The sequence below is a fragment of the Ohtaekwangia sp. genome (genome assembly GCF_036568665.1).
Taxonomy (GTDB): Bacteria; Bacteroidota; Bacteroidia; order Cytophagales; family Cyclobacteriaceae; genus Ohtaekwangia.
Genome location: NZ_DATCSD010000155.1, coordinates 23,190 through 29,500 on the forward strand (window position 1 = coordinate 23,190; position 6,311 = coordinate 29,500).

The window sequence follows — 6,311 nt, forward strand, 5'->3', positions numbered from 1 at the left end:
GGGTACTCGATTGAGTACCCTTTTTATTTACTGTGTTATCTTTTTTATACTTTAAAATTCATACAGTTTCCTTTTAATGCAAGGGCCCGTAAGAAAAAGTTTGATCAATACTATTTAATCCTTGTATATACTGCTACATCCTTGCCATCAATTGGTCCTTCTTTTGCCTCAATAGCAAGCTCTGCATTTTCTATTGCCTGAATTTCCAAATCATACATCCATTCTTCTGAAAGATTTTTGTACCTGACCAAATAACTAACATATCCAAAATAAGGATCTATCTGTATTTCATTGCTATACTTATACTCTTTAGTCAATCCCTTCTTCCCATAAAAACAGATCTTCCTCTTGGATATCACAATCTTCTCAAATCTTACAGAATCGCGCATGCGTATAGGACCACCATACCCTTCATAACTCAAGATCCAGGAGCTTCGAAGCAGTTTATTATATCGATGAATAATTTTTCGCTTTGTCGCTTCCAGAGCATTATTAATTTTTTTTAAATCCAGTGCTCCCGTTTCACGTACACGCCATAAAATTTGGTAGGCCTTAACAACAGAATCTTGTTCAAGCAAAGTCAAAGCATATTTGAAATGATTCTCTTCTTCACCTTTTTTGATTTTAAGAGGATCTTCAATAAAGTCAAAATAAGACAAATGATGTTGCGCTTGAGCCAATTGGAGGGGCATTAAGAAAAACAATATATATATAGGTAACTTCATAGCCGAATAAAATCTAGTAACAATCACTTCCTCCTATACTTTTAATCTTTCCTGTATCATTATCCTTTATCAAATTCTCTTCTTTCGCTCCCATCCTAACAATGTCGTCAATTGTCAATCCCCATTGAGTTAAAGATTCTATAAAGCTGTTACCATTTAAGCCTTCATCCAAGTTATATAACCAAACTGCAGCTACTGTTTTTGATTCTTCTTTTGTTAACGCTCTCCCGTAGATGTCCTGAACAGCACTAATCATTAATTGTATATGAATTGTGTCACCCATCATTTTGTGCTGTGTATTTTGGTCATAACTGGCAAATTCACGATCCATCATTAAGAATGAATGAACCGTCTCATGGTAAATAGCTACTATTTGAAATAAATGACTGGTACCAGGCAGAGTAGAAGCATTCAATCGAATTTCAATATGCATCTGACTGTTCCCATCTCCAGTTGGTGGCATTGTACGAGCATGCACCGGTTGATTTTGGCTATTAACAATCATTTTTACTTCTGTAAAATCAAGATTCTGCACCTGTTCAGCATCTACAAATAAGTGTTTTACATGTTTGTTTATCTTATTCTTAAAATTCTCCTTCATCAAATTCTTAATAACATTTACCAGGCATGGAGATTTTACATTATTAAAAGTAATATCATCATCAGCGATCATCACTACCGGGTTCTTCACAGGCTTGGGTATACTCGGCAGACTTACTCCTCCGGGACCACCGCTGTGAGGTATTGCATCGCTGGGGCCTATATATGTACCTCCGCCTCCTGCAGGAGGGGCAGCGGTCATGTCGTCACACCAACCCATGTTGAGAGAAAAAGTGCATACTGTGCCGGTCTCTACTTTTCTATCATACTGACAATGGCAGGGATAATCCGTTACCGTTTCTATCTCGTAGGTCGTTACACAAGTTTGTTCAACGTTACGAACGCATTGGTTTATCAGTTGAATTCTACCATTGGCTGCTATACTGTCTCGTACATAAGGAATAGGAAACGCCTGTATTAACTCGTTATCAAGGTTGTACAGTTGGAGTACACCTTTAAAGGATTTATCACTGATATACTCTCCATCCGGAATATAGCGGTATATAAATCCATAGAACCCATCCTCATATTGTGATAGCACGAGGTTCTCAAAATAATCAGGAGAGTGATCGGGTAAACGAAAAGTATAATTAAGAATGCCGCTATCAGGATCGCTATATTTGAAAAAGGCATCGGTAACTTCGATGCTGCTAACTCTTCCGTTGGCTGCTTTTTTCTGAAGTTTTGAAAGCAGGTCTTTGGCGACAGAATCATGATCAACATCTGTTAATGTAATTTTCTTCTGATCGGATGTTTGCGAAACTATAAGAGCTTCAGGATCGCACGATGAGCCCCACAATAACAGAATCGCTAAAATGACGGATAGATGTTTTCGCATAGGATATGGCTTAGGTAAAAAACTTTCACAACGGATCGGGTATACGAAGGGGCTCCCTCTGCGAAAAAAATCAACTACACTGCCCCTAGGTATAGATCAAAACTAACGAGGCGGGGCTGCGAAGATCAATAAAGACATCACGCAAGGCAGCATAGATTAAATACAGGGAATACTCTCGGTATATATACCGATTAAAGAAGTTTCAACTTCTAATATGAGTGATGAAGAAAGTAAAAGGCTTGATTAAATAAGATGTCTTGCTTAGCCAACAACGGGTCTTTGCTTCCTATACTTGCGCGCATTCCATAGAGCTTCTCTGCGAATGGCGTGATGTATACTGGCGTTGACCTCATAGCCAATCAGCAGCACCACGGTAACAAGTTGAATCCATACCATTAGCGCGATCAGCACTCCGATGGAACCATATACTTTATTGTAGGTAGCAAAGTTGGTAACGTAATACGAAAATCCATACGACACAGCCAGCGTAAGAAATGTAGCAATCAACGAACCGATAGAAAAGAAACGCCAGTTGTAATGAATAGCCGGCCCGAAGTAATAGAGTGTAGATATAGCCAGGAAGAACACAGCAAACATGACCAGAAAGCGCAAGGCAAACAGCAGGAACACCGTGAAGTTATCAATATGCAGCCACTCAAATTGCTCGATATAGTCTAACATAAACTGACCAACAACCAGCAACACAATAGCCAACAGCACCACAAAGGCCAGGTTGAAAGTAAGCCCTGTGGCTATCAGTCTTGTTTTTAAACCGCTGCGTCTCTCAATAGTTCTGTAGCAGGCATTAAAGGCGCGCATCAGTGAAAGTGTACCGTTGGTAGAAAGATATATAGAGAACACAAAACCCAACGACAACAAGCCACCCCGTTGGTTACTGACTATATCCATTACGGTAGGCGAAACCACATCGAACATCGATGCCGGCATCATCTCTCCTAAAAATTGTAATATACTCTCGCGTGTTATCTCCGGAAATAACGGAGTGATGTAGGGAATGAGCGTAAACAAGAAGATGATAGCCGGAAATATAGCCAGTATAAAATTATAGGCAACACCATTGGCGCGGTCCATAATTTCATCTTCCCACAAGTTGAGTATAAATAACTTTATTATTCTATACAGCGATATATTCTCATACCTTTTAAACCGCACCTTCTTCAGCCAGGCAATTATATGACCGCCCAGAGTCCACTGCAAAAAAATACGTTTATACCTGTATCTCATTTAAAAAATGGCGCGAGTATATCTTCCATAGCCTGAGGTGGGCGGCATGGACGATTGGTTGCTTTATCAACAAATACCAGCAGGGTTTCTCCCCGGTTTATTAGTCTGTTCTCTTCATTAAAGATCTCGTATTCAAACTTGATCTTTATCGATGGCTTCTCGCGAATGGTCGTTACAATTCGCAGCAGCTCATCGTATCGCCCGGGCGCCAGGTACTTCGAATGATTTTCGAGCACCGGCATAATTATACCCATCGCTTCTATTTCCTTATACGAAATGCCCAGTTGACGTAAACTTTCTACGCGGGCCACTTCATAATACATGGCATAAAATCCATAGTATACATAACCCATCTGGTCAGTCTCTCCATAACGCACACGGATTTTTGTTTCTGACTGATACATCGGCTATCGTTTTTCCCTCAAGGCAGCACCTTTTTGCTGTTCAATGGTAAGTGCTTTCTGATAGCGGGCTGCATTTTTCATGTGCTCTTCGTAACTGTTTGTAAAGTTATGGTTACCCGAAAAATCTTCTTTCGCACACATATAGTAATAATTACTCGGAGTATAATTCAACACTGCATTAAGCGAACGGATCTCCGGCATGTTGATCGGTCCCGGAGGCAAGCCCGGATACATATAGGTGTTATAGGGCGAATCAATTTGCTTGTGCACATTTAACACACGCTTCAAGGTAAAATCACCTACAGCAAACACCAGCGTTGGGTCTGCCTGCAGTGCTATACCTTTCTTGAGGCGATTCATATATAAACCTGCAATGATCGGAGCTTCAGCGGCATTGATCGTTTCGGCCTGAACGATAGATGCCAGCACAGAAACTTCTATCGGTGTAAGCCCAACTTCCTTTGCTTTTTCTTTACGCTCTTCTGTCCAGAAATTTTCATACTCACTATGCATGCGCTCGATCAGCGCCTCGGGTGTTACGTTGTAATATACTTCGTATGTATTCGGAATAAACATGGCCATTACATTATCCTTGGTAAAGCCATAGGAGTTATGCATGGCAAACTTGATAAGCGCTGCTTCAAATTCTTCGGGCTTCATGCCCAGGTTCTTTGTAATTCTTTCTGCCAGTTCCGGAATTAAACGCACATTGTTGAACGTTACCTTTACCGGCTCCTGCTTACCGGATCGCAGAATCTTTAGTGCCTGAATGTTCGTCATGTTGCTGCGCAAAATATAGCGGCCCGGTTTCAACTCACTGGCATAGCCCGTGAGCTTGGCCAGGAAGCTGAACGAAACAAGATCATTCACAATTCGGCCTTCATGAAGTTTTCGCTGAATGTCTTTAAAGGTCGAGCCCTCTTCAACAATGAGCAGGCGATCGTCCATACCTACCAGAATATTCGGTGTATAGACGATCTGATAGGCGTAATAACTAAAAGAAATTCCCAGGATCGCTACCAGGAGAAATATGATGAGACGTTTATTCGGCTTCATAAAAAAATATGAGCTTCAAAAATAATAAAAACGGCCTCAACCTCCCGCAGGAACAACTTTTGATTTCTAACGAATCTCTATCTTTAACAAACGAATGGCTGCAGAATTATTAAAAATACATCCTCAAAATCCGGAGGCGCGCAAGATCAATCACGTGGTTGATGTATTGAAAGAAGGAGGAATTATCGTGTACCCCACCGATACGATCTATGGAATAGGGTGCGACCTGATGAACCGTAAATCGATCGAACGGCTTTGTCATATTATGAACATCAAGCCACAAAAGCTCGACCTGTCTTTTATCTGTAATGATCTGAGTCACATTTCAGAATTTGCCAAACGGATTGATACACCTGTATTCAAGATTTTAAAGAAAGCATTGCCCGGTCCGTTCACATTTATTCTCGAATCGAGCAGCCGTGTGCCCAAGATATTGGATGTAAACAAAAAGACGGTGGGTATACGTATACCTGATCACAATATACCGCGCACTATTGTAGCACAGTTGCAAAATCCGCTCATCACTACTTCCATCAAAGATGACGATCACATCAAAGCCTATACTACCGATCCGGAAGAGATTTATGAAGATTTTAAAAATGCTGTGGATATAGTGATTGATGGCGGCATTGGCGGCAACGTTCCTTCTACGGTTGTGGACTGTACAGCCGATGAAATAACAATTATCCGGCAGGGACTTGGTGATATCGATCAATACTTATAGCTATTTTTACTTAGCCAATTAATACAAAAGCCCATGACACGATATGTTTTAGTTTTTCTGTTTGTTGTTTCATTTACCACTACACAAGCACAGGATTATCAGCGCCTTTTTATAGCAGAAGATTTTACACCCGAAAATATTTTTACCAACAACATTGAAGGGCCATGCTTCGATAACGCGGGTAACCTGTACGTTGTAAACTATCAGAAGGATGGAACCGTGGGTATAATTACTCCCAAGAAAGACATGTCGGTGTTTATTACGCTGCCACAGGGAAGCACCGCCAACAGCGTAAAGTTTGATAGCAAAGGCAATATGTACCTGGCCGATTTCAGCGGGCACAATGTGTTGAAGGTAAATATGAAATCGAAGAAGGTATCGGTATATGTACACAACGATGCATTCAATCAGCCTAACGATATATGCATCAACCGTCATAACCAGTTGTTTGCTTCTGATCCTAACTGGAAAGAAGGCACCGGTAAAATCTGGCGTATCGACAAAAAAGGTAAAGCTGTTTTGCTGGACGATAAGATGGGCACCGCCAATGGTATAGAGTTGAGTCCGGATGAAAAGATACTCTATGTAAATGAAAGTGTGCAGCGAAAGATCTGGGCGTTTGATGTTGATGCAAAAGGCAACATCTCTAACAAAAGACTTTTTGCAGAGTTTCCGGATTTTGGTTTTGATGGCATGAAGTGCGATAAGGAAGGCAATCT

General features: G+C 40.9%; 7 protein-coding genes. 2 read left to right on the forward strand and 5 right to left on the reverse strand.

The genetic code is table 11. From position 1 onward, the window contains the following. Positions 1–110 precede the first annotated feature (110 nt). The 5 genes from VIN08_RS09050 to mltG all read right to left on the reverse strand — a co-directional run bounded on the left by VIN08_RS09050 (position 111) and on the right by mltG (position 4,868). The gene (locus VIN08_RS09050; protein ID WP_331963438.1) at positions 111–725 is read right to left on the reverse strand and encodes a hypothetical protein; all 615 of its coding nucleotides are present in this window, start codon (positions 723–725) and stop codon (positions 111–113) included. Positions 726–738: 13 nt separating this feature from the next. After that, the gene (locus VIN08_RS09055; protein WP_331963441.1) at positions 739–2,163 is read right to left on the reverse strand and encodes a hypothetical protein; all 1,425 of its coding nucleotides are present in this window, start codon (positions 2,161–2,163) and stop codon (positions 739–741) included. Between the two features lie 261 nt (positions 2,164–2,424). Next, on the reverse strand, positions 2,425–3,381 hold the full coding sequence (locus VIN08_RS09060; RefSeq protein WP_331963444.1) for a YihY/virulence factor BrkB family protein: 957 nt from the start codon (positions 3,379–3,381) through the stop codon (positions 2,425–2,427). A gap of 23 nt (positions 3,382–3,404) precedes the next feature. Then, on the reverse strand, positions 3,405–3,812 hold the full coding sequence (locus VIN08_RS09065; protein ID WP_331963447.1) for a thioesterase family protein: 408 nt from the start codon (positions 3,810–3,812) through the stop codon (positions 3,405–3,407). A 3-nt stretch (positions 3,813–3,815) separates the two neighbouring features. After that, positions 3,816–4,868 (reverse strand): endolytic transglycosylase MltG, encoded by a 1,053-nt coding sequence (gene mltG, locus VIN08_RS09070; protein WP_331963450.1) that lies wholly within the window; start codon positions 4,866–4,868, stop codon positions 3,816–3,818. Between the two features lie 94 nt (positions 4,869–4,962). Between mltG and VIN08_RS09075 the strand changes: the two genes are divergently transcribed. Together VIN08_RS09075 and VIN08_RS09080 are read left to right on the forward strand one after the other, a co-directional pair. Then, positions 4,963–5,592, forward strand: a complete 630-nt coding sequence (locus tag VIN08_RS09075) for an L-threonylcarbamoyladenylate synthase (protein ID WP_331963454.1) — start codon at positions 4,963–4,965, stop codon at positions 5,590–5,592. Positions 5,593–5,625: 33 nt separating this feature from the next. Beyond that, on the forward strand, positions 5,626–6,311 hold a 686-nt coding region (locus VIN08_RS09080), incomplete at its 3' end, for an SMP-30/gluconolactonase/LRE family protein (RefSeq protein ID WP_331963457.1).